A 20,464-nucleotide genomic window follows, 5' to 3' on the forward strand; every position below is an offset into this window, starting at 1 on the left:
TAACTCAGAATGAATTCTTCTTGGAAGATGACTTTCCGCTTCCGAGAATACGAAGGATTCTGAGGAAAAGATTGATGATATCAAGATAAATATCCAGTGCGCTGTCTACAGCATTATCAATTGTCTTGGGATACTGCTGTGCTCTCCAATAATCATAGCCAATATACAGAGAAAAGATCAGCGCTGCTATAAAGGATGTGATCATCTGTTCAATGCCCAAAATAAGTAAAACACTTTCAACAATAAGAAGCCCTGTCAGTCCAGATACTAACATTCCACCAATCTTTGAGAAAAACTCAGGTTTCAGAATACTGCAACAGATCATTACAATGGTAATTCCGGCTGTATAAACCATTGCCAAAAGAACTACATTGGATCTAAGTCCGCCATAATAATAAACGGCTGTTGAAACCACAAGTCCGATTGGAACAACCACCAGGTTATATCCCAAAAAGCTCACTATAGGATCATTGCTTTTTGCTGAAATGTATGAACCTGCAAAAACACAGATAAAATATCCAATTAAAAAGACTCCGGGGTTCATGCTAAGGGCCAGATTAGTAAACTTTGAACAGATAATAAGATTTACAATCAGTCCGTAAATTATCACTCCTCCAAGACACATGTTATAAGTCCTGTCAGAGACAATTTCGTTCTGCAATACCTCCTTGTAGAGTCTTTCTTCTTTTCTTTCACTTAATCCAAACATAATAACTGCCTTTCTATAATGAATTATTACAACTATATCATTATAGTATGTTTTAACGCGATTGGAATAAATGTATTCTGTTGCAAAATAGGCACTGTTATTTGCATTTCTTTAGAGTCTGCCGAAGACCTCTGGCAATCTCAGTTTCACTTTGGCTTATGGCTTTAGCATCACTGTTACCGTATATGCTTCTGTAATATGCACCGAAAATCCTCTGAACATCCGCTCTGTACTCGTTTGGCGCAATATCAATATAATCCGTCAAAAGACCTCTATCATTAAATACACCTTCATAGTGCTGACGAAGTATCTTCTTGATCATCTCCACGTCAATTTGAAGCTTTTTGGCAGGCGATGCATGCTTATATCTGACCTCTCTGATGGCAAAAGTACCCAAGACCAAAAGCCCAATAAGGAGAATAACGCTAAGAACAACGGCAACTACTACGTTAAGCACCTGAATAATTGTCTTATCCTCTGTATTTTCCTCAGATCCTACTTCTACCTCCTCCGGCTCAGGTATTTCCGGAATAATAGGAGTACTCATAGTCGCCGGATTTGCGATGCCATCCCCCTTTGCCGGAGTCTTTATAGCCCTGTGCCAGGTAAAATCTGCCGCCGTCATAAAGGCGCTTGTTGGCTCGAATGGAACCCAGCCTATTCCCTCAAGGTAAGCTTCAGGCCATACATGGGCACAGTTGCTGCTTACAATGTAGGAATCCTGCTGCTGAAATGGATACGCATACCTATAGCCATAAGAAGCTCTCGCCGGAATTCCTGATAGTCTAAGAAGCATCACCATGGAAGATGTGAAATGAACACAGTACCCCTCCTGGGTTTCAAAAAGAAATCTATCTGCAATATCCGCCATTCCCCTGGGCGTACTCATATCCGAATCCTGGTCGTGACCACCAAGGGCCTTGGTGTTATAGGAATACTGTCTTAAATACTCTTCTATAATCCTGCACTTTTCATAGTCACTGTTAACTCCAAGAGTCAGCTCTTTAGCCAACTCTGTCATCCTGTCCGTGGCTCCATCATAATCAACATAAGGCCCATGAGCCGCATACAAGGATTTGGCAAACTCCTCATAATCTTCCTTAGACATAATTTTGTCCAGCCCAATCCCATACAAAGACTGCATATAGCTACTTGCTTCATCATATGGCATTACCGCCTCTTCGCCGGTTCCCTGAGCTCTCTCAACGAGCTCGATCAAATATGGACTTCCATAGTCAATATCCAGATAGCTTGCACTTAGACTGTAGCCCTTTTTATGCTTCTTATCACTGACACCCTCTGCAACTCTCTGACCGCCGCTTGTGAGGATAATTGTGTTATTTGGTGCAATTTCATCCGGAGTATCCAGGTACACATACTGAATATTCACCTTGGAAATCTCAGAGAAAAGAGCTGCCTTCTCCCTATCAACCTCCTGAGAATGCATGAAATTCAAAAGTCTGGCAAGGCTTTCCTTATCAACTCCCTTTCCTCCGGAAAGATAGATGTTTCTTCGCATCTTCATGTTGGAATCAACCTCTTTGTCATAGAAAATCCTGTAAGGTTTCTCAGAGCTTGTTAAAATCAGCTGGTCCCTGTCAGAACTCATAACCTTTTCACCGGTTACATTCAAAGAGCTATAGCCTGCAGTAAAGAAATCATCACCCATAAGAAACGATAGATAGTAAGAAGCGCTGTCTGCGGCCCCCTTAACCCCGGATACAAGCCTGTGGCCTGCTTCTATGGCTGAAGACCAGTCTATGGGCTCCTGTTTCATCGGAAGGACAGCTACTAATATTCCGACGATCACAAAATAATAAAACGGAAAGCGGCCGCTTTTTTTCCAATCCAAGATTTCTTGAATAGTTGATAATGTCAGGACGGAAAGACATACAAATAAAAGCTTATCAGTACTGTTTTCTCCAGATAACACTTGATATTGAATCCGCAGAATAATCGCTACAGCGTCCAAAATAAGGCTTCCCCAGGTAATTACGCTGTCCCTTCCAGGAAGGAGCGATGAAAATACCCTCCCTAGAACCGCCACACAAACAGCTATCTCAATATATGGCAAAGTCTCTATCTCTTTTAACAGGAAAAACAAAATGACTGCCGGAATCAGAGTCACCAATACTGATGCTCTTCCACTTGCAAATAGTCCAAATACATACTCCAGAATGCAGAAAAACAAAAAGAATGCCATAACCATCAGAGAAAAAAACTCTCTCTTAAGGTCAATAGCATTCTCGTTAATCAAAAGAAATATCTCAAGTCCCAAAACAGTCAGAGCAAACGCAAAAAGATGCACGCGAATTTCAGCCGCAAATAAGGTAGTAATCCTCTCCCGGCTTTGGATCTTCTCTGATGATGATCCAAGTGTCCTGTCCATACACGCTCTCTCCCGCTTTTAAAGCCATGCTCTGAAGTTCCCTGTAATTCTCATCAGAGCTATAAAAAATACTGTCAGCAACTACATTGTAGAACTCCAAAAAGCTTTCATAGGAATCCACAGTAGACTCCGTAATCTTCCCGGAGGGATATATGATCCTAAGCGGCATCCCCTGCTGACCGAAGTGCCAGGCCGCAGACACGGCGAATTCCAGGAAAAAATCCCTCTTTTTGAGAAACTCAGTATCCTGATCCCTCTCAGGGACATTTACCGCCTGTAAAAGAATCGTCACTGTCCGTTTCTCCATGCGATCGGGAATCCTTGAAACCAGCTCGGATAGCCTTGCAGACACTTTCCAGTTGATGGAACTTAGACTATCTCCTCTCTGATAGGGCCTGTTATCACTTCCCGGAGTATTCTCGTAGATTCTTGGGCTCTTAAGCCCGGTATTATTGAACAGATTTTCTATGTCCAAAACCCTGTCCGCCATGTCAGTAATTCTGGGACTGACAATGGCTCTAAAGGAATATTGAATATCTATTGTTATTGTATAAATCCCGAAGGGATCGGTAAAAGAGACACTCTCAATTCCGACATTGTAAGTCCCTGCGTACTTACAGTTAATGCCGGAAGACAGTTCTTTTTTCTCGTGAATATCAAGGGAAAGCTCCTGTCCATTTTCTATCTCATATAGCTCGCACCTGTCAGCGTACAGATATAGCTTCATCCTGTGGATGGGCAGAATTCCCTCATTATCGATAGAAACCCTGTACCTGTGCTCTTCGCCCTTGGTGAGCCTGTGTACCTCTATTTCCTGATAAATTCTAAGGAAGCTGTTGTTGATAAAAATATAGAGAATTGATACCGGAATCAATAGCAGCACGGCGTAAAGCCAGGCAAACGCCACCGGTCCGCCGTAAAAGCTGGCAAACACAAGGCTCGCGATCAGGACTATCAGATATATGATTAGTCGTAGCTTGCAGACCGTTATTTTCATGGCACCTTCACTTGTTCAAGTATCTTTTTAACCATATCTTCCTTGGTAACTCTGCTAAGTCTCGCCTCAGTGGTAAGAACCAGCCTGTGGGGAATTGTCATGGCTGCAGCACCTGCAATATCCTCAGGAACGCAGTAGTTTCGGCCATTTATGTAGGCAATTGCCTGAGCGCACCTTAGCATGGATAAAAGAGCTCTCGGTGAAGCGCCGCAGGAAATCTCTGCTTTTGCCCTGGTTGCTTCCACTATATTCACTGCATAAGAGCGCAAGTTCTCATGAATCGTAACGTTTTGAACCTCTTTTTGCATGAAAATAACGTCTTCTCCTGTCAGAACAGGAGTTGTCTTATCATGAAGGTCTCCCTCAAGAAAACGCTTAGCCATGTCCTGTGCTGCCGAAGTGTCCGGATATCCAATAGAAAGCTTAACCATAAATCTGTCCAGCTGCGACTCAGGAAGGGGATAAGTTCCTGCCATCTCAGAGGGATTCTGGGTTCCAATTACCATAAAGGGCTCGGGAACAGCAAATTCCTGCCCGTCGATAGTGACCCTGTGCTCCTCCATAACCTCCAAAAGCGCAGACTGAGTCTTGGGAGATGTTCTGTTAAGCTCATCTGCCAAAACTATGTTGTTGAGAGCCGGCCCAGGCATTACCTGAAAGCTCTCCTTAGCAGGGCTATATATGGAAAGTCCCGTAATATCAGCCGGCGTCGTATCCGGTGTACACTGTATTCTTGCAAATGATACTGAAATGGAATCGGCAAGAGCTTTTGCCAAAGAAGTTTTTCCAACTCCGGGAACATCCTCCAAAAGGACATGTCCCCCTGCCAGAAGGCATGTAATCACCTTTTGTATTACATCATCCTTCCCGATGAGCCTCTTTTTCATGTTCTGCGTCAGGTCTATTATTTTCTGATTAGTCTGTTCCATGAAGTCCCCCAATAAATAAATCCCCACCAACACTATATATTCTACTATACTCTAAATTGTTTCCTAACTCTACGATAAACTGCATAAAATCACCCTCGTCCCTTGATTATTCTCCAAGGAAACGAGGGTTTGTGTTCATTCTACATTTTTAAGTGCCACATCCATAGGAATTCTCTTTATCCTGAAGTAGTCAATGGCAGAAACTACGGCATATCCAACTAAAAGATATACAACTGACAGTACCATAGATATAGGCTTCATATAGTAGACAAAGTAGCCATCCATCTGCAGCATAAATAACTGGAAAATCCATATCATAAGATAGTACCCCGCCGCAAAGCCGGCTATAGCAAAGATTATCACCATAATAGCCGTAGGAACAATATATAGAGACCCAATCTCTGTGTTCATAAAGCCTAGAATCTTCACCATAGAAATGGATTGTTCATTTTTCTCGATAATAATTTTGGCTAAAAGGTAAATTAGCGCTGCCGCCAACACTACAAGTGCATATTTAAAAACATCCATAAAGCCGCCCATGGAATGATCAAGCTGGACCGTAACCTTTGTTATGTCCTCCGCAGTTATAACTGTTGCAATGCTCTGCTCATCAACATCCGAAATTTCATTGCAGGAAAAGAAGCCCGAAAAGTCACCGTCCTCTTTATCAAACATAGCATCAAAGCTCTTTTTACCCATAAATAGAGCTATTCCGCCATCGTAATCTACACTTCCCAAAACCGTAAAATCATAGGACTTATTCTCGTACTCTTCATGAAGAGTTATAGTATCCCCGACTTTAAGTCCAAATTTTGCCATAAAAGCGCTGGATACATAACCTTCTCCCGGTGAGGTTTCGCTTTCAAGTTTGACATATTCGCTATTATCGGCTATTCCATATACTGTTACGCTCTCATCCTTACCACTTCCCATTCCTGAAAACAATGTAGCAGCATTTTTTAAATACAATAAGTTCTTGGAACTGAACGTTTCTGCAGTCTCTTCCCTGGTCTTAATTACATTTCCATCCTCATCCTTACTATCCATTAGCATGTACTGGTATTCTGCAAACATCATATCCGGAGCAGACTTTGAATAGTGTGATAGAGAATCAGGAAGTCCAAAGGCAAAGCAAAGCATCAGCTCTATAAGTACCACTCCAACAGCAAGAACTACGTAGTTTGGCATATTCTGGAAAAGAATTCTAAGTCTGAATCTTCTAAGAAACGACCAACTTGGAAGCCTTCTGGCCTTGGTCCTTCTGGTCCTTACAAGGTCATGCCTAAGGAATCGTAAAGGACTCAGCTGCATCTTTCTGACTATAACGATCAAGTTTATGCAAAACATAAGAACAAGCGGAATAATTGTGGTCTTGATCAGCGCAGTATTGCTCCACACCAGATGACAGGTGGGCAGACTATAGCTTTCGTAATACAAATTAACAGCCACTGTTCTGAATGCTGTATATCCCAGCACATTTCCCAGTACTGCCCCTATAATCGTCACTATAAGAGGCATAGACATATAATGATTAACCAATTCTCTCTTACTATATCCCGATGCCCTAAGTGTACCAATAACAGCTGATTCTTTATCAATAGTGTTGCTTATTGTAATCGCAAAAATAAAAGCAATTACTCCTATAAGGATGTAGCACAATATACTTGTTCCTGCCGAGTCATGTTCAATGTCGGAAGGCGCAAAATTACTGGCCTGCCTCAGGTACTCAGGAAGAAAATCCTCTATTTCCGTGTCATGAACCAGTGTCTGAGTAATCAATGCCTTTAACAGCGCATTTGCATAATCCGCCTTCTGTATCTTATCCTCGGGCTCATTCACGTACTTGTAAGCATAGTTGTAGTGCACCCTTGCTGTGAGCTTATTGAATGCTTCCGGCGTAACCATGGCAACATCAAATCCAAAGGCATCAAACATTAGATCCGTGTTGGATTCGTGAAGCGTAAGGTAATCAACATATGATAAAAGACCTACCACTTCAAACTTCTTGCCGCCTACTGTGATAGAATCGCCAATTTTAATGCCTACGTTGTCCGCATGCATCCTGTCTATGGCAATCTCAGTATCATTCTCCGGTGCTCGTCCCTTGTTAAAAGAGGCCATGTTGATCGTGGAATCGCTTTTGAAGACTCTTACAGTGGCATCTTCTGTGCCGTCGTTATTATAGTCTTCTGCCGCATCTCTGTAGAAATTCTCATAAACGCTGATAGCAACAGGCTTAAAATCCTCGTCTAGGTTGTATCTGTCTACAATTTCTCCCCATTCTTCGTCGACCTTTTCTACAACCGTGTTATGTGCCTCTTCATAAGCCTCTTCTACGGCTTTTTTGTACTCTTCTGTTTCTCTTACCTCATCTGGAAAGCCGGCAAAAGCTTCCTCGATAGCCTCCGCAACTTCCTTGTCAGCTTCCTTATTCCCTTTATCTATATAATATTGCCTTACATCAGCCATCTCACCTGTGCTGATATCATCAATAAAGCTCTGGGAAGCTCTTTTGGACAGTTCAAAAGAACCATCTTCAAGATTCAGCTCTTTTCTCCCCGTGTAAACAGCGGATAACATGCTGTCATGTCCTACATACATGCCGGAGATTACGCCGATCATCATAACCATGAAGATGATTATTACAATATATTTGTGCCAGTCAGCCTTGAGCTCTCTTGGAATTCGCCTGATAAGTGGATTTTTCATCACCGTTCCTCCTTACCATTCGAGCTCTGCAGCTGAGATTTTCTTTTCATTCATATCATTGTGACGAACTACGCCATCCCTTAGCTTGATCACGTGATCCGCCATATATTTAATAGCTTCGTTATGGGTAACCATTATGACTGTGCTTCCATACTTACTGTTGCACTCCTCTATAAGAGCCAGAATTTCTTTTGACGTCTTATAGTCCAACGCGCCTGTAGGCTCGTCGCACATAAGAATATCAGGATTCTTGACCACAGCTCGTCCAATAGAAACTCTCTGCTGCTGTCCTCCTGATAACTGATTCGGATATTTGTATTTGTGGTCCTGAAGCCCCAAGGTTGTTATAACTTCTTCCACATCCAGGGGTTTGTCGGAAAGATATGCCCCGACCTCTATGTTTTCTTTTACATTGAGATTCGGGATGAGATTGTACATCTGGAACACATAGCCCAGATGCTTGCGTCTATAAAGCGTCAGCTCCCTCTCATTCATCTCCTCCAGCTTGTCCCCGTCAATGCTAACGTACCCTGAATCCGGTGTGTCAATTCCTCCGATGATATTCAGAAGCGTAGACTTACCTGATCCTGATGGTCCAAGCAGTACACAGAACTCGCCCTTCTTAACCGTAAAATTCATGCCCCTAAGGACATCCTGCCTTGCCTCTCCTTCACCAAAGCTCTTTTTAAGCTCCCTAATTTCCAGAAAACAATCCTTCATAACATCCCTCCTCAAATTTTTATATCGAAAAAAGGGCCTGGGAATCTCTCCCGTGGCCCATTTATTCCTGGATTTTAATCATATCAATGCGCTCAACGACACCAATATCCTCCAAGGATTTGATCATTCGGTACACTGTGGCAGTTCCGATAGTCCTATCCTTGGTTCTTACCATGCAGCAAATATCCTTGCAGGAAGCACCGTCATTTTCAGCGATAACTCTCGCAACCAGTGCTCTCTGCTTGGTAATTCGCATGCCCTTTTCTTTTAATGTCTCAATTATCTGTTCGCTGCTCATTTTGCCCCCAGGGGTTAGCATTTGCTAACTATTTTCTTCTGAATGAAATGTTAGCATACACTAACCACTTTTGCAAGGGCTCAGTTATCTAATGCCAAGCTCTGTGTCGCTGTCGCGAACAACTGAATGCTCTTTGACATAATCGATAATGTCATCAAGCCTTGTAAATGCCATAGCAACATAGCTGTCAGCAGCGCCGTAATAGATTGCAATCAGATAAATAGAAAAGAGAGATTGTAAGCCCCTCTCACATTGATTATAATGGAATCTGACCGCGTAAATGCGGCAATTGCAAGCATTACAAGACTAAGGATGCAGGATAAATAATGAAAAAGAGTAAAATTTCTATAATTCTAGCTTTAATGACCGCAGCAGTATGCGCCTGCGGATCCAATACACAGGGGGAAGAAGCAATGACAGCTCAAAACACAGAAACAAACGAAATCGACGAGCGTTGTCCTATAACCTACGACGCCACCAGAAATAACGTATCCTACGGGGAATTCACCCACGGAACCTACTACTCCGAAACCTGCCAGCTGGAAAGAGGCTACAGTATCCTCCTTCCGGCAGATTATAGTCAGGATAAAAAGTACCCTGTTCTCTATCTTCTTCATGGCATATTCGGAGATGAATACTCATTTTCACAGGATTCTAGTAATAAGATAAAAGAAATTGTGGGAAATATGGCAGCTGACGGCCTTATAGAGGAAACCATCGTGGTATGTCCAAATATGTACGCCACATCAGACCCAGACCAGAAGCCGGGCTTTGATAGCGAAAGCGTTCTGCCCTACGACAACTTTATAAATGACCTGGTGAATGACCTGATGCCTCATATCGAGAGCACCTACAGCGTTCTCACAGGAAGAGATAACACCTACCTTGCAGGCTTTTCTATGGGTGGCAGAGAAACAATCTATATCACTCTAAAGAGGCCTGAGCTTTTCGGATATGTATGTGCCATCTCTTCTGCTCCCGGCGTAGTTCCTACCAAGGACAAGTTCATGTCCCATGACGGACAGCTCCAGGAGAGCGAGATGAAATTCGCAGATGACGCTGTTACTCCAAACGTCTTCATTATATGCTGTGGAACCAGGGATTCCGTAGTTGGAACCTATCCCAAGCAGTACCATGAACTGTTAGAACAAAACGGCGCAGATCACATCTGGTATGAGATTACCGGCGCAGATCACGACAATAACGCCATTAAGAGCGGTCTTTTCAATCTCTTCAAGCAGATCGCCTATGATAAATCTAATAACCATTAAACCTATCAGATTGCTGCAAATCCCTTTTCAAGGTCTGCAATAATATCATCTATATGCTCTGTTCCGATTGAAAGTCTGATTGTGCTCTGAGTAATTCCCTGGTCTGCAAGCTCACTGTCATTAAGCTGAGAATGAGTTGTTGTAGCAGGATGGATTACAAGGCTCTTAACATCCGCAACATTGGCAAGAAGTGAAAATATCTCCAGATTATCAATAAACTTCCAAGCTGCCTCTTTGCCTCCCTTAATCTCGAAGGTAAAGATTGAAGCTCCTCCGTTAGGGAAATACTTCTCATATAATGCATGATCAGGATGATCTGCAAGCGATGGATGATTAACCTTCTCAACCTTAGGATGGTTCTTGAGGAATTCTACAACCTTCTTGGTGTTCTCTGCATGTCTGTCGAGACGAAGTGACAAGGTCTCAACACCCTGTAACAAAAGGAATGCGTTGAATGGAGAAATTGTAGCTCCAGTATCTCTAAGAAGGATTGCTCTTATATATGTTACAAATGCTGCAGGTCCTACGACATCGTAGAAAGATACTCCGTGATAGCTTGGATTAGGATCAGCAATGTTAGGATACTTGCCACTCTCTTTCCAGTTGAACTTGCCAGCCTCTACGATAATTCCGCCAAGTGTTGTTCCGTGTCCACCAATAAACTTGGTTGCTGAATGAACAACGATGTCTGCACCATGCTCGATTGGTCTGATAAGATATGGTGTACCAAAGGTATTATCGATTACCAGTGGGAGTCTGTGCTTGTGAGCAATCTCTGCAATAGCATCGATATCAGGAATATCACTGTTAGGATTTCCAAGAGTCTCAAGATAGATGGCTCTTGTGTTCTCCTTGATTGCTCCCTCAACCTCTGCAAGGTTATGTGCATCTACAAAAGTAGTTGTAATGCCATACTGTGGAAGTGTATGTGCAAGGAGGTTATAGCTTCCGCCATAGATAGTCTTCTGAGCAACGATATGTCCACCGTTTGCTGCCAAAGCCTGAATTGTATAAGTAATTGCTGCTGCGCCTGATGCAACTGCCAGGGCTGCGCTTCCGCCCTCAAGAGCTGCAATTCTCTTTTCGAAAACGTCCTGTGTTGAGTTTGTAAGTCTTCCATATATGTTACCTGCATCGGCAAGTCCAAATCTGTCAGCCGCATGCTGGCTGTTTCTGAATACATAAGATGTTGTCTGGTAAATCGGCACTGCCCTAGCATCTGTAGCCGGATCCGGCTGTTCCTGTCCCACATGTAACTGTAATGTCTCAAATCTGTAATTACTCATTTCATCATCCTCCTGTATATTTTGTATTAACCATCCCGTTTTTTATTCGTTGTTGTTGAAAATAATAATATTTCCTATTACATACTATGTCAATAGGTTTTATAATATGATATACTTATCACTGTAGATAACTTCTGCTTATACCGTTATAATTATCTATGAAAGGACCTAAAATACTATGTTTTCTACCAAAGGAAGATATGCACTCAGAGTAATGATAGATCTTGCCGAAAGGCATACCGATGAATTCATTCCGCTTAAAGATATTGCAGAAAGACAGGAAATATCCAAGAAATACCTTGAGATAATAGCCAAAGAACTGGTTAAATCCAAGCTCATTACCGGCGCCAGCGGCAAACACGGCGGCTATAAGCTCACCAGGTCTCCTGAAGAATACTCCGTGGGCGAGATAATTGAGCATATGGAAGGCCCCATTGTTCCGGTTGCCTGCCTGGCTCCCGACGCTGAGGAATGCCCTAGAAAAGACGCCTGCAGGACCCTGTCCATGTGGGAAGAATTCTACCAGCTTGAGCACGACTTCTTTTATAACAAAAAGTTAAGCGACCTGATTCGCTAAAAAGGCAGACTATTTTGCAAAATTTGCGGAATAGTCTGCTTATTTTTTCTACAATAAGTATATATTCGTTATATCGACTATCATAGAATAATATCATCAACTACAACTTATATCTTTCGTTGGTGGTTGTGAACATATATCTAATGATAAAGGAATAACGTCTATAGAAAGGAGACAAATACAATGGAAATTACATTACAGGCAGTAGAAAGAGTTATGGAGGAGACAGGTGTGGATTTCAAGACTGCAAAAGAGGCGCTGGTTAAAACAGACGGCGACGTTGATGCAGCAATAAAGCTTATTCAGCCGGATACAAAGGAAATTAGCGATGACATCAAGCAGCTCATCGATAAGCTTAAAAGAAAGGTTGAAGAAGGCAACGTTGACAGAATCCAGATCAAGAAAGGCGATGAAGTTGTTTTCAGTGTTCCTGTTAACATCGGCATCGTAGGCGGAATCATCGGACTTGCAGCAGCTCCTTGGGCACTGATCGCCGGATCAGTTGCAGCATTCGGAATGGGATGCAAGCTTGAGGTTGTACACAAAGACGGTACAATCGACGGAATTAACTAAATAAGTAAAAAGACAGCCTCAATCCTGGCTCAGGGTTGGGGCTGTTTTCATGGTCTGACTCATATAATTACTGCTCTGTCGGAGCCAGCAACTTGTTTACAAGCTCCACGCACTTATTAAACTTGGTGATATAATCACCCTCAATGTACTCAAAATTCTTGCCGTGAGACCTATAGATATCCGCCATCATATCTCTGTATTTCTCACGATTATCTCTAATCTCTGCGCTTCTGTCTCCGTCCTGAACCCATTTAACATCAGGAGCCAGGAAAAGAACCAGATCGTAACTGTTTACAGCATCTATAGCATCAGAAAGCTCGATATTCTCCTTGTTTCCCTCAAGGAATCTAAGATAAAACTGTGTTATAAGGCAGTCTGTATCGCAAAATAGCACTTTATTGCTCTGCTCCACTGCCTTAAGCTCATTAAGCTTCTGGGTGAGAAGAATCTCAGTAAAATCCTCATCCAGCATAAGAGCGTCTGTACCGGATTTCTCGGATAAGTCTCTTCCCGCCTCTTCTATATAGTTGGTGTTAAAAAAGTTTGCAAGATTCACCGTCATTACTGACTTGCCGGAACTCTCAACTCCTATGAGCAGAACTTTTTTGACAAAATATGGTCTTACAAAGGTTGGAAGCCAGTCCCAGTGGCCATAGAGGTCCCTTCGAATCTCTGTGGAGCTGATCTCATTTCTGTCAAAAACATAGAACTCGCTCTCAGGATAATTCACATTCCAGAAGCTCTCTGCGTCATAGTCAGATCCGCAGAACACCACATCAATGGGCTCTCCGATTCTCTTTTTGACATATTCAGAATCCGCTTTAGCGGCTTCCAGAGTGTATTCCGCTTTGGTATCGCAATCATCTGTTATTGTAAAAATCTCTACATTTCCGATATGTTTGGTAGCCTGATAGAGCCATCTGTAGCGAACTCTATAGTCAATCTCATCCCTGTTATTTCCTATACTCAGCACAATATAAAGCTTCTCACACATACAAGCAGCCCTTATAATGCACTCCAAATGCCCATTGTGCATAGGATTAAAGGTTCCACCATACATTCCAACTTTGTACATATCAGGCCTTTCCGGAAATCTCTTTTTCCCTGGTATCCATAATCCACTTAACAAGCATAATTATGGCATTTATCAGATAAATACTCCACATGAAAACTGTAGCCATGTCTCCTGTTCCGGTTGCAAAGGCGTAAACCCACATGATTACTGTAACAACATCAACTACAACCCACAGAACCCACTGCTCCATATATCTCTTTACGCACATGATCTGAGCAAATACAGAGAATACTGTACTCATGGCATCAACAAAAGGAAGTGTGCCATTCATCATTTTCAGCACAAAGCCGTAGCCCACTGTTCCAACTGCAACACAAAGATATGCAAGAAGACTTCCCTTCAAGGTCATTCTCTTTTTAACAACCTCTTCAGTCTCGTTGTTCATGTTCTTGGACCAGGTATAAAGACCTACAAAGTTCATTGGAACATAATACAGAAGGTTCAGCATTACTTCGCCCCAATATCTTGCTCTCCAGGCCACTATCGCATAAAGAATAGTGTTGATGGTACCAAACCAGAAGCTTGAAAGCTTACCTTTTCCGGTCAAAATAACGCACCAGATTCCTGTAACTGCAGCCATAATGCCGATAAGCGTATCCTTCCAATATATAGAAAGCCCTAGAATTACTGCTGTTGCCAGCACAATCCAGGCAATCTCCCATTTCTTCCAACCGGCAAATTCCTTTCTGATTGCCTCTTTAACTTTTTCCATAAATAACCTCTATTCCCCAGTTAAAACTAGTATTTATTTCTGCGAGTATCCGCAGAACATGGCTATTATACCACAATGTTTGCCATATTTTTTTATGATTCGTATAATTATATATGTTGTACTTATGAGGAAAATTTCGATTTGGAGGGAGATAATTATGAGCGTGGAAAAAAACTTGATTCTATCGGATAAAGAGCTTGAAAACGTAATTGGTGGTGCAGGCGGCAAGATCAAATTCATGAAAGTTGCGTGTACTCACTGTAAAAAGATCATCCGTATTAACGTTGATGTTTCTGAAGCAAAATGTCCATTCTGTAAAAAAATTAACACCTTTGCGGGCTGATTCCCGCAAAGGTGTTTTTTCTTCCAGGTCTTATATCTTCTTATGAGTTGTATTCACCGTTGTACTGGATGAGAGTTACGTCTTTAACCTTATCAATCTTACTGATCTTTTCTTCAAAGAACAGGTCATCACCCTTTACATTTACTTCTACTGCAAGCTCAGTAATATCGCCTCTAAGAGTCTTGGATTTAACGTAGTATTTCTTTTTACCAAAGGCTCTTAAAACCTCATCTCCCGTCTCAGTTCCCTCATAGTGAACGACAGCTATATAAACCTTGTTATTAGAGGCTCTAGCATAGAAAATAGCTATCATGATGATCATGATAAGGGCTGACACTATGGTGAGGATATACATCCCCGCTCCGGCTGTGATACCGGTGGTTATGGCCCAGAACAGATATAACAGGTCCATGGGATCCTTGATGGCTGTCCTGAATCTTACGATTGAAAGGGCACCGACCATACCAAGGGAAATAACTACATTGGTACTGATGGCCAAGGTAACCATGCAGGTGAGGACGCACATACCTATAAGCGTAATAGCAAAGCTCTTGGAATAAATAACCCCGGCGTAGAATCTTCTATAAACCAGGTAGATGAGTATTCCCAGTAAAAGAGCCAGAACAAGCGCTATAGCTATATCCATCACTTCATAGCTGGCGGACGAATAGTTTTCCAGGAACGATTTCTTAACAATGTCTTTTACGCTCATATTATGTACCTCTCATCAATATAGTTTTCGCTACCAAAAAGATACGCAGTTTTATCACAACATAGAACAAATTTTGAAGCGGCTACAAATTCGCTTGATGCCGGCGGACACAGGTCTCTGACTATCTGAGGTAAGAACTCTGTGTATTTAACCTCCATGATCAGCTTGTCCGAGGGTAGTGCACTCAAGGTTGGAAGGGTTCCGTCAAATATATCAAAGCTGCCTACTGCCGCCCTAACCTTCATGTCAAAGGTGATTCGCACCGTTCCAGCATCCAGGATATATGGTGCTCTGTCGTAGTCTACAATTACCCTTGGCCGCAGCATCTTGCTGACACATTCATAATAAAACTCCCTCAGGAAATTGTTGTCACTCTGTAAAAGAAAATCGTAATTTCCATCCAGAATGTCGTAGACCTGCTGTTTGGTGAGCTTTGCGGCCTCCTTAAAAATATATTTTCCATTCTTAATTTTCCGCTCCAGCTTAATTGATCTGTCAGAAAAATTGTAAATCCTTATCCTGTACTTTTTCCTGAACTGAATACCCATGTTCTTTTCTTCGTAGGCACTGTTCATGTAATCATCGAAGTAGAGGCTTCTTATCAGGTATTGACCATCTACAGCATTGGGATCAAGGCTAAAGTACGGACTCATCCGGGTCTTTAAAGCTTCAAAGTCACCATAATTAATTAAGTACTTCCACTCATGTCTGAATTTACTCATATTATCTCCTGGTTATTCTCCTTCAACAACCACGTACCTTGTAATTGTTCCATCTATCATACCTAGCAAAAGAACCGCTATAAGCCTGATATCCCAATTAGAAAAATAGGATCTGTCCGGAGCTATACGGGTCAGTATTTCTGCCACACCCATGACAAAGGCGATATCTATAGGAAATTTAAGTGAAGAAATAATTGATTTCTTTTTCTCAACGCTTTCTTCTTTTTGTCTCTTCTCATCATCCTGAACTTCTTCTATAGTTGCATCGTAGATGTCCAGCATGTCGTTGGAAAGTCGATGGAAAGGTCTCCATCCGAAGTCCTCCTCAACGCTACCATCTTCCTGATACGTAAAGAAGGCTTTTTCATCAGAAGTAATCCAGGAAATTCTAAGACCCTTGATGATAGTTGAGTATAGCTCCCCCAACTGCCCATAGGTCATGTGGTTTCCACCACTTAGATTGATGGTCCTGACATCATCATCCATAGGATCGTCCAGTACACGCATGATAAATGAGCCCAGATCTTCGTCACAGATAGCATCAATTTCATTTTCAGGATTGGCACGAAATACTATTTCATGGCCCTGTATGGCAGCTTTCATGAGGAAGCTGATTTTGTTCTCGGCGAATTCTGTGGAATACAGATAAGGAAGACGAAGGATACGCATCTTAATGTCACTGCTCTTTTGGAAAGCAGCGCAAAGGTCCTCACAGGCATTGTCTACAATATTTCGGGTTCTGGCCTCTAAAACGCTTGCTTCATCTAAACTTTCAGACTCGTTAGAGCGCACGTAGAAGAACATCTTCACATCATACTTCTTGGCAGTGGACAAAATGTCCTGAAGATGCTCAAATTCCATGTTTACATCATTACTGTTGTCCAGATTGTAGGCGAAGAACACGATTGCATCAAAATGATGCGCCACCATAAGGTTATCAAGTTCCTTCCTATTGTGGGAATTATATACCTTAACACCCTCTCCGGGCCTCATATGTGTGGCAAATCTTTTATATCTCCTTTAATCAAAATGACAACTTACTTTCACATTAAATTTTACTATATTTTGAACATCACAATTATAAAAAAGTGATAAAATATGACTTGACATGTCGGAGAAATACAGAAAAAAGCTGGGGCTGTCTACTGACAGTCCCAGCTTAATAGTTTTATAAATAACAAATATTATTCTACTGTAACACTCTTAGCAAGGTTTCTTGGCTTATCAACATCAAGACCCTTGGCAACACTGGTGTAATATCCAAGAAGCTGCAGAGGAATGATCGCAAGGCTTCCGATGAAGTGCTCATCAACCTTAGGCACATAAACAGTGAAATCACACTGATCCTCAACGTCGTATCTTCCATAGGTTGTAAGTCCCATGAGGTATGCTCCACGGCTCTTACACTCGACCATGTTGGAAACAGTTTTCTCGTAAAGCTCTGACTGTGTCAGAACACCGATTACAAGAGTTCCTTTCTCAATAAGAGAAATTGTGCCGTGTTTAAGCTCTCCTGCTGCATAAGCCTCTGAGTGAATATAGCTGATTTCCTTCATCTTAAGGCTTCCCTCAAGAGAAATCGCATAGTCTATACCTCTTCCTATGAAGAAAATGTTCTGAGCATTGGCATACTTGGCTGAGAACCACTGCAGACGCTCTTTTTCCTCAAGGATTTTGGATATCTTTTCAGGGATGCTTCTGATCTCCTCAAGATAGTAATCCATCTTGCCAGGATCTTCCATAGTTTCCCTTACCTGAGCAAACTTAAGGGCAAGGAGATATCCGCAAATAAGCTGGCAACTGTAAGCCTTGGTTGTGGCAACTGAAATCTCAGGTCCGGCCAAAGTGTACATTACATAATCAGCCTCTCTTGCAATTGAGGATCCAACCACATTTACAATAGCCAGGGTCTTAAGGCCCTTTTCCTTGGCCATACGAAGAGCTGCGAGAGAATCTGCTGTCTCACCGGACTGGGAAATTACTACTACAAGGGCATTAGGATCAAGCTTAAGCTTTCTGTATCTAAACTCGGAAGCAAGCTCGCATCGTACGTTAACATCTGTAAACTCTTCGATTACATACTGAGCTTCCATTCCAACGTGCCATGCAGATCCGCAGGCCACGATATATATCTGATCAATGTTCTTGATATCCTCGTCGGTAATACCAACCTCAGTAAGATCAATCTTGTTATCCTTGATGTACTTGTTGATAGTATCAGAAACCACCTTAGGCTGCTCATGGATCTCCTTCATCATGAAGTGCTCAAAGCCGCCTTTTTCTGCTGCTTCTGCAGAGAAGGTAACTGTTGTAAGCTCTTTTTCAATCTCATCGCCGTCAAGGTTATAGAATGTAACCTGACCTGCAGTGATCTTGGCCATTTCCATGTTGTCGATGTAGTAAACATCCCTTGTATACTTAAGGATTGCAGGTACATCAGATGCAATATAAGCTTCGTCGTCGCTAACACCGATGATCATAGGAGAATCTTTTCTTGCAACATAGATTTCTCCCGGATAATCCTTGAACATTACCTCAAGAGCAAAAGAACCACGAACTCTTACAAGAGTCTTGGCAATGGCATCAATTGGTCCCATCTTATATTTGTTGTAGTAGTAATCAACAAGCTTAATGAGAACCTCTGTATCAGTCTCAGAATAGAAGCTATAGCCCTTTCTGATGAGCTTAGCCTTCATCTCCTGGAAGTTCTCGATAATTCCGTTATGTACACCTACAACCTCAGAATCTACCTGGCCATGTCCTGAATGCTCATAGCTTCCGCTCACATGAGGATGAGCGTTAACCTCAGTAGGTTCTCCGTGAGTTGCCCATCTTGTATGACCAATTCCGCAGCTTCCTAAAATAGCTTTGCCGTTATTAGTCTTGTTGGAGAGATTTACAAGTTTACCAACAGATTTAACTACAACTGTATCCTCTTCTCCGTTTCTAACGGCAAGACCTGCTGAGTCATAGCCTCTATATTCAAGTTTAGAAAGGCCATCCAGCAGTATTGGTGCTGCCTGCTTATGTCCTATGTATCCAACTATTCCACACATACATTATGCTCCTATCCTAAATTAAGTCTAAAAATGTCACACACTACTTTAGCACATTTTACATCTATATTACCATACCATTAAATAAATAGTTTTTCAGCATCAATTTTAACTTCTACTTCCTTGGAGGTTTGAGTATCATTCCATTTACCCATTATTCTGTCTACAGGAACCTGATAATCCTCTTCAGAAGCCTTCATGAGAAGTGTCAGCACCTTGTCATTTCCATATTTGGTAATAACATCACTTCCTCTAAGACAGGAGGCCAATGTTTCCACAAACTCATCAACACATTCATTCACCGGCCTTTGGCTGCTTTTTAAAGTGAAAATCAAAAAGTACATGCCATAGGCGTAGTTTCTTTCAAAACGCATAAGAAATCTGTATATATTGGTAAACATGTCTAAAGGAATAACATAGGCTCCCTTTTGTCCTTCTCTTTCTCCCAGGATTTTTCTGATCTCGAAACTTCCGGCAGATTCTTTTTCCGAATTATCCTCTTCCACCTTTTTGAAAATGAAAAAGCCATGCTTGCCGTTTTGTTTAACCTCATAAAGAGCCTGATCTGCCTTTTTAAACAAGGTAGTATAATCTGTTCCCTCATCAGGGCATATGCTGGCACCAATTGAGCATCCAAGAGGAATATTCATATCCTCTGCAAGGCACTCTTTAGCGTAGCTTAAAATCTTCCTGTTGAGGAATTCGCATCTTTCACGGAGCATTCTCTCATCTCTTGTGTTCTGGCAAAAAGCTATGAACTCGTCTCCGCCTATTCTTCCGATAATATCTGTTGATCTCATTACGCTTCTTAGCATTTCAGCGAACTTGATCAGTATCATATCTCCCTTTTCATGACCGTAAATATCGTTTACCAGCTTAAAGCTGTCAAGATCGATCATCATAAGGATTCCGTTTCCCTTTTTAACAAGTTCATCAATCTTGGAGGCACTGGTAGTCTTATTATAAAGCCCGGTCATAGGGTCATTTTCAGCAGCCTGTCTAAGTCCCTGAATGCGCCCCAAATTGTCCATGATATTATCGACACGCCTAAGGAGCACATCCGCCTTAAAGGGCTTTCTGATGTAGTCTACAGCACCGGTGGTAAGGCTCTTTTCCTCACTATCATCGCCGGCAAGGCCTGTCATGTACATTACCGGAATGACGAAGTTATATTTTTCCCGCAGTGCGTCCATCATCTCAAAGCCATCCATTCCGGGCATCATAAGATCAGAAAGAATCATATCCGGCTTGGCACTTTCATACAGGTCAATTGCAGCTTTACCTGAGTCAGCTGTTATGACCTCATACTTTCCGGACAATATTCTTTCTGTCTGTTTACAAAACATGGAATCATCATCCACCACAAGAATTCTTCTTTTATCCATC

General features: G+C 42.0%; 19 protein-coding genes and 1 pseudogene. 4 read left to right on the forward strand and 16 right to left on the reverse strand.

The features are described from left to right. Nucleotides 1–4 precede the first annotated feature (4 nt). From G613_RS0113575 to G613_RS20150, 8 genes and pseudogenes are all read right to left on the reverse strand, one after another. Nucleotides 5–709 (reverse strand): Bax inhibitor-1 family protein, encoded by a 705-nt coding sequence (locus G613_RS0113575; RefSeq protein WP_029233134.1) that lies wholly within the window; start codon nt 707–709, stop codon nt 5–7. Between the two features lie 97 nt (nt 710–806). Next, entirely contained in the window at nt 807–3,098 is a 2,292-nt protein-coding gene (locus tag G613_RS0113580) for a transglutaminase-like domain-containing protein (RefSeq protein WP_029233135.1), read from the reverse strand. After that, nucleotides 3,025–4,095 carry a DUF58 domain-containing protein gene (locus tag G613_RS0113585; protein WP_029233136.1) on the reverse strand — a complete coding sequence of 357 codons (1,071 nt, stop codon included), beginning with the start codon at nt 4,093–4,095 and terminating at the stop codon, nt 3,025–3,027. Before G613_RS0113585 ends, G613_RS0113580 begins: the two co-directional genes overlap by 74 nt. Next, nucleotides 4,092–5,024, reverse strand: coding sequence for an AAA family ATPase (locus G613_RS0113590; protein ID WP_029233137.1), 933 nt, complete (start codon nt 5,022–5,024; stop codon nt 4,092–4,094). The genes G613_RS0113585 and G613_RS0113590 overlap by 4 nt, the downstream gene beginning before the upstream one ends. A 135-nt stretch (nt 5,025–5,159) precedes the next feature. Beyond that, a complete protein-coding gene (locus G613_RS0113595) occupies nt 5,160–7,733 on the reverse strand; it encodes an ABC transporter permease (RefSeq protein WP_029233138.1) in 2,574 nt (857 codons plus the stop codon). 12 nt (nt 7,734–7,745) lie between these two features. Beyond that, nucleotides 7,746–8,453 carry an ABC transporter ATP-binding protein gene (locus tag G613_RS0113600; protein WP_029233139.1) on the reverse strand — a complete coding sequence of 236 codons (708 nt, stop codon included), beginning with the start codon at nt 8,451–8,453 and terminating at the stop codon, nt 7,746–7,748. A 61-nt stretch (nt 8,454–8,514) separates the two neighbouring features. Beyond that, nucleotides 8,515–8,751, reverse strand: a complete 237-nt coding sequence (locus G613_RS0113605) for a Fur family transcriptional regulator (RefSeq protein ID WP_029233140.1) — start codon at nt 8,749–8,751, stop codon at nt 8,515–8,517. A gap of 84 nt (nt 8,752–8,835) precedes the next feature. Continuing rightward, nucleotides 8,836–8,964 (reverse strand): annotated as a pseudogene (locus tag G613_RS20150) (glycoside hydrolase family 130 protein); the annotation flags it as partial. A gap of 113 nt (nt 8,965–9,077) precedes the next feature. On the opposite strand from G613_RS20150, the gene G613_RS0113610 reads away from it, so the two are divergent. Continuing rightward, nucleotides 9,078–10,022 (forward strand): alpha/beta hydrolase, encoded by a 945-nt coding sequence (locus tag G613_RS0113610; RefSeq protein ID WP_029233141.1) that lies wholly within the window; start codon nt 9,078–9,080, stop codon nt 10,020–10,022. Nucleotides 10,023–10,027: 5 nt separating this feature from the next. Here the strand turns inward: G613_RS0113610 and G613_RS0113615 are convergent, their stop codons facing one another. After that, nucleotides 10,028–11,308 (reverse strand): O-acetylhomoserine aminocarboxypropyltransferase/cysteine synthase family protein, encoded by a 1,281-nt coding sequence (locus G613_RS0113615; protein ID WP_029233142.1) that lies wholly within the window; start codon nt 11,306–11,308, stop codon nt 10,028–10,030. A gap of 178 nt (nt 11,309–11,486) precedes the next feature. On the opposite strand from G613_RS0113615, the gene G613_RS0113620 reads away from it, so the two are divergent. Both G613_RS0113620 and G613_RS0113625 read left to right on the forward strand, forming a co-directional pair. Beyond that, nucleotides 11,487–11,885 carry an RrF2 family transcriptional regulator gene (locus G613_RS0113620; RefSeq protein ID WP_029233143.1) on the forward strand — a complete coding sequence of 133 codons (399 nt, stop codon included), beginning with the start codon at nt 11,487–11,489 and terminating at the stop codon, nt 11,883–11,885. Between the two features lie 183 nt (nt 11,886–12,068). Continuing rightward, complete coding sequence (locus tag G613_RS0113625; protein WP_029233144.1) at nt 12,069–12,458, forward strand: DUF4342 domain-containing protein; 390 nt, start codon at nt 12,069–12,071, stop codon at nt 12,456–12,458. 67 nt (nt 12,459–12,525) lie between these two features. On the opposite strand, the gene G613_RS0113630 is transcribed toward G613_RS0113625, so the two are convergent. Further along, nucleotides 12,526–13,533, reverse strand: a complete 1,008-nt coding sequence (locus G613_RS0113630) for an AAA family ATPase (RefSeq protein WP_029233145.1) — start codon at nt 13,531–13,533, stop codon at nt 12,526–12,528. A gap of 1 nt (nt 13,534) precedes the next feature. Beyond that, entirely contained in the window at nt 13,535–14,245 is a 711-nt protein-coding gene (gene pnuC / locus G613_RS0113635; RefSeq protein WP_029233146.1) for a nicotinamide riboside transporter PnuC, read from the reverse strand. Between the two features lie 157 nt (nt 14,246–14,402). On the opposite strand from pnuC, the gene G613_RS0113640 reads away from it, so the two are divergent. Beyond that, a complete protein-coding gene (locus G613_RS0113640) occupies nt 14,403–14,588 on the forward strand; it encodes a bacteriocin (protein ID WP_029233147.1) in 186 nt (61 codons plus the stop codon). A gap of 40 nt (nt 14,589–14,628) precedes the next feature. Here G613_RS0113640 and G613_RS0113645 read toward each other — a convergent pair whose 3' ends face one another. From G613_RS0113645 to G613_RS0113665, 5 genes are all read right to left on the reverse strand, one after another. Further along, nucleotides 14,629–15,300 (reverse strand): DUF4956 domain-containing protein, encoded by a 672-nt coding sequence (locus G613_RS0113645; protein WP_029233148.1) that lies wholly within the window; start codon nt 15,298–15,300, stop codon nt 14,629–14,631. Next, the gene (locus G613_RS0113650) at nt 15,297–16,022 is read right to left on the reverse strand and encodes a polyphosphate polymerase domain-containing protein (protein ID WP_029233149.1); all 726 of its coding nucleotides are present in this window, start codon (nt 16,020–16,022) and stop codon (nt 15,297–15,299) included. The genes G613_RS0113645 and G613_RS0113650 overlap by 4 nt, the downstream gene beginning before the upstream one ends. Before the next feature lie 12 nt (nt 16,023–16,034). Then, nucleotides 16,035–17,015, reverse strand: coding sequence for an NAD-dependent epimerase/dehydratase family protein (locus tag G613_RS0113655; RefSeq protein ID WP_029233150.1), 981 nt, complete (start codon nt 17,013–17,015; stop codon nt 16,035–16,037). Nucleotides 17,016–17,206: 191 nt separating this feature from the next. Next, entirely contained in the window at nt 17,207–19,078 is a 1,872-nt protein-coding gene (gene glmS, locus G613_RS0113660; RefSeq protein ID WP_029233151.1) for a glutamine--fructose-6-phosphate transaminase (isomerizing), read from the reverse strand. Nucleotides 19,079–19,158: 80 nt separating this feature from the next. After that, a complete protein-coding gene (locus G613_RS0113665) occupies nt 19,159–20,463 on the reverse strand; it encodes a GGDEF domain-containing response regulator (RefSeq protein WP_029233152.1) in 1,305 nt (434 codons plus the stop codon). Nucleotide 20,464 lies beyond the last annotated feature (1 nt).

This window comes from Butyrivibrio sp. VCB2006, assembly GCF_000420945.1.
In the GTDB taxonomy this organism is placed as follows: Bacteria; Bacillota; Clostridia; order Lachnospirales; family Lachnospiraceae; genus Butyrivibrio.

What these genes read in the sequence shown, in the direction of transcription:
- G613_RS0113575 (WP_029233134.1), bottom strand. Translation starts at nt 709, where the DNA reads ATGTTTGGATTAAGTGAAAGAAAAGAAGAAAGACTCTACAAGGAGGTA.
- G613_RS0113580 (WP_029233135.1), bottom strand. Translation starts at nt 3,098, where the DNA reads ATGGACAGGACACTTGGATCATCATCAGAGAAGATCCAAAGCCGGGAG.
- G613_RS0113585 (WP_029233136.1), bottom strand. Translation starts at nt 4,095, where the DNA reads ATGAAAATAACGGTCTGCAAGCTACGACTAATCATATATCTGATAGTC.
- G613_RS0113590 (WP_029233137.1), bottom strand. Translation starts at nt 5,024, where the DNA reads ATGGAACAGACTAATCAGAAAATAATAGACCTGACGCAGAACATGAAA.
- G613_RS0113595 (WP_029233138.1), bottom strand. Translation starts at nt 7,733, where the DNA reads ATGAAAAATCCACTTATCAGGCGAATTCCAAGAGAGCTCAAGGCTGAC.
- G613_RS0113600 (WP_029233139.1), bottom strand. Translation starts at nt 8,453, where the DNA reads ATGAAGGATTGTTTTCTGGAAATTAGGGAGCTTAAAAAGAGCTTTGGT.
- G613_RS0113605 (WP_029233140.1), bottom strand. Translation starts at nt 8,751, where the DNA reads ATGAGCAGCGAACAGATAATTGAGACATTAAAAGAAAAGGGCATGCGA.
- G613_RS0113610 (WP_029233141.1), top strand. Translation starts at nt 9,078, where the DNA reads ATGAAAAAGAGTAAAATTTCTATAATTCTAGCTTTAATGACCGCAGCA.
- G613_RS0113615 (WP_029233142.1), bottom strand. Translation starts at nt 11,308, where the DNA reads ATGAGTAATTACAGATTTGAGACATTACAGTTACATGTGGGACAGGAA.
- G613_RS0113620 (WP_029233143.1), top strand. Translation starts at nt 11,487, where the DNA reads ATGTTTTCTACCAAAGGAAGATATGCACTCAGAGTAATGATAGATCTT.
- G613_RS0113625 (WP_029233144.1), top strand. Translation starts at nt 12,069, where the DNA reads ATGGAAATTACATTACAGGCAGTAGAAAGAGTTATGGAGGAGACAGGT.
- G613_RS0113630 (WP_029233145.1), bottom strand. Translation starts at nt 13,533, where the DNA reads ATGTACAAAGTTGGAATGTATGGTGGAACCTTTAATCCTATGCACAAT.
- pnuC (WP_029233146.1), bottom strand. Translation starts at nt 14,245, where the DNA reads ATGGAAAAAGTTAAAGAGGCAATCAGAAAGGAATTTGCCGGTTGGAAG.
- G613_RS0113640 (WP_029233147.1), top strand. Translation starts at nt 14,403, where the DNA reads ATGAGCGTGGAAAAAAACTTGATTCTATCGGATAAAGAGCTTGAAAAC.
- G613_RS0113645 (WP_029233148.1), bottom strand. Translation starts at nt 15,300, where the DNA reads ATGAGCGTAAAAGACATTGTTAAGAAATCGTTCCTGGAAAACTATTCG.
- G613_RS0113650 (WP_029233149.1), bottom strand. Translation starts at nt 16,022, where the DNA reads ATGAGTAAATTCAGACATGAGTGGAAGTACTTAATTAATTATGGTGAC.
- G613_RS0113655 (WP_029233150.1), bottom strand. Translation starts at nt 17,015, where the DNA reads ATGAGGCCCGGAGAGGGTGTTAAGGTATATAATTCCCACAATAGGAAG.
- glmS (WP_029233151.1), bottom strand. Translation starts at nt 19,078, where the DNA reads ATGTGTGGAATAGTTGGATACATAGGACATAAGCAGGCAGCACCAATA.
- G613_RS0113665 (WP_029233152.1), bottom strand. Translation starts at nt 20,463, where the DNA reads ATGGATAAAAGAAGAATTCTTGTGGTGGATGATGATTCCATGTTTTGT.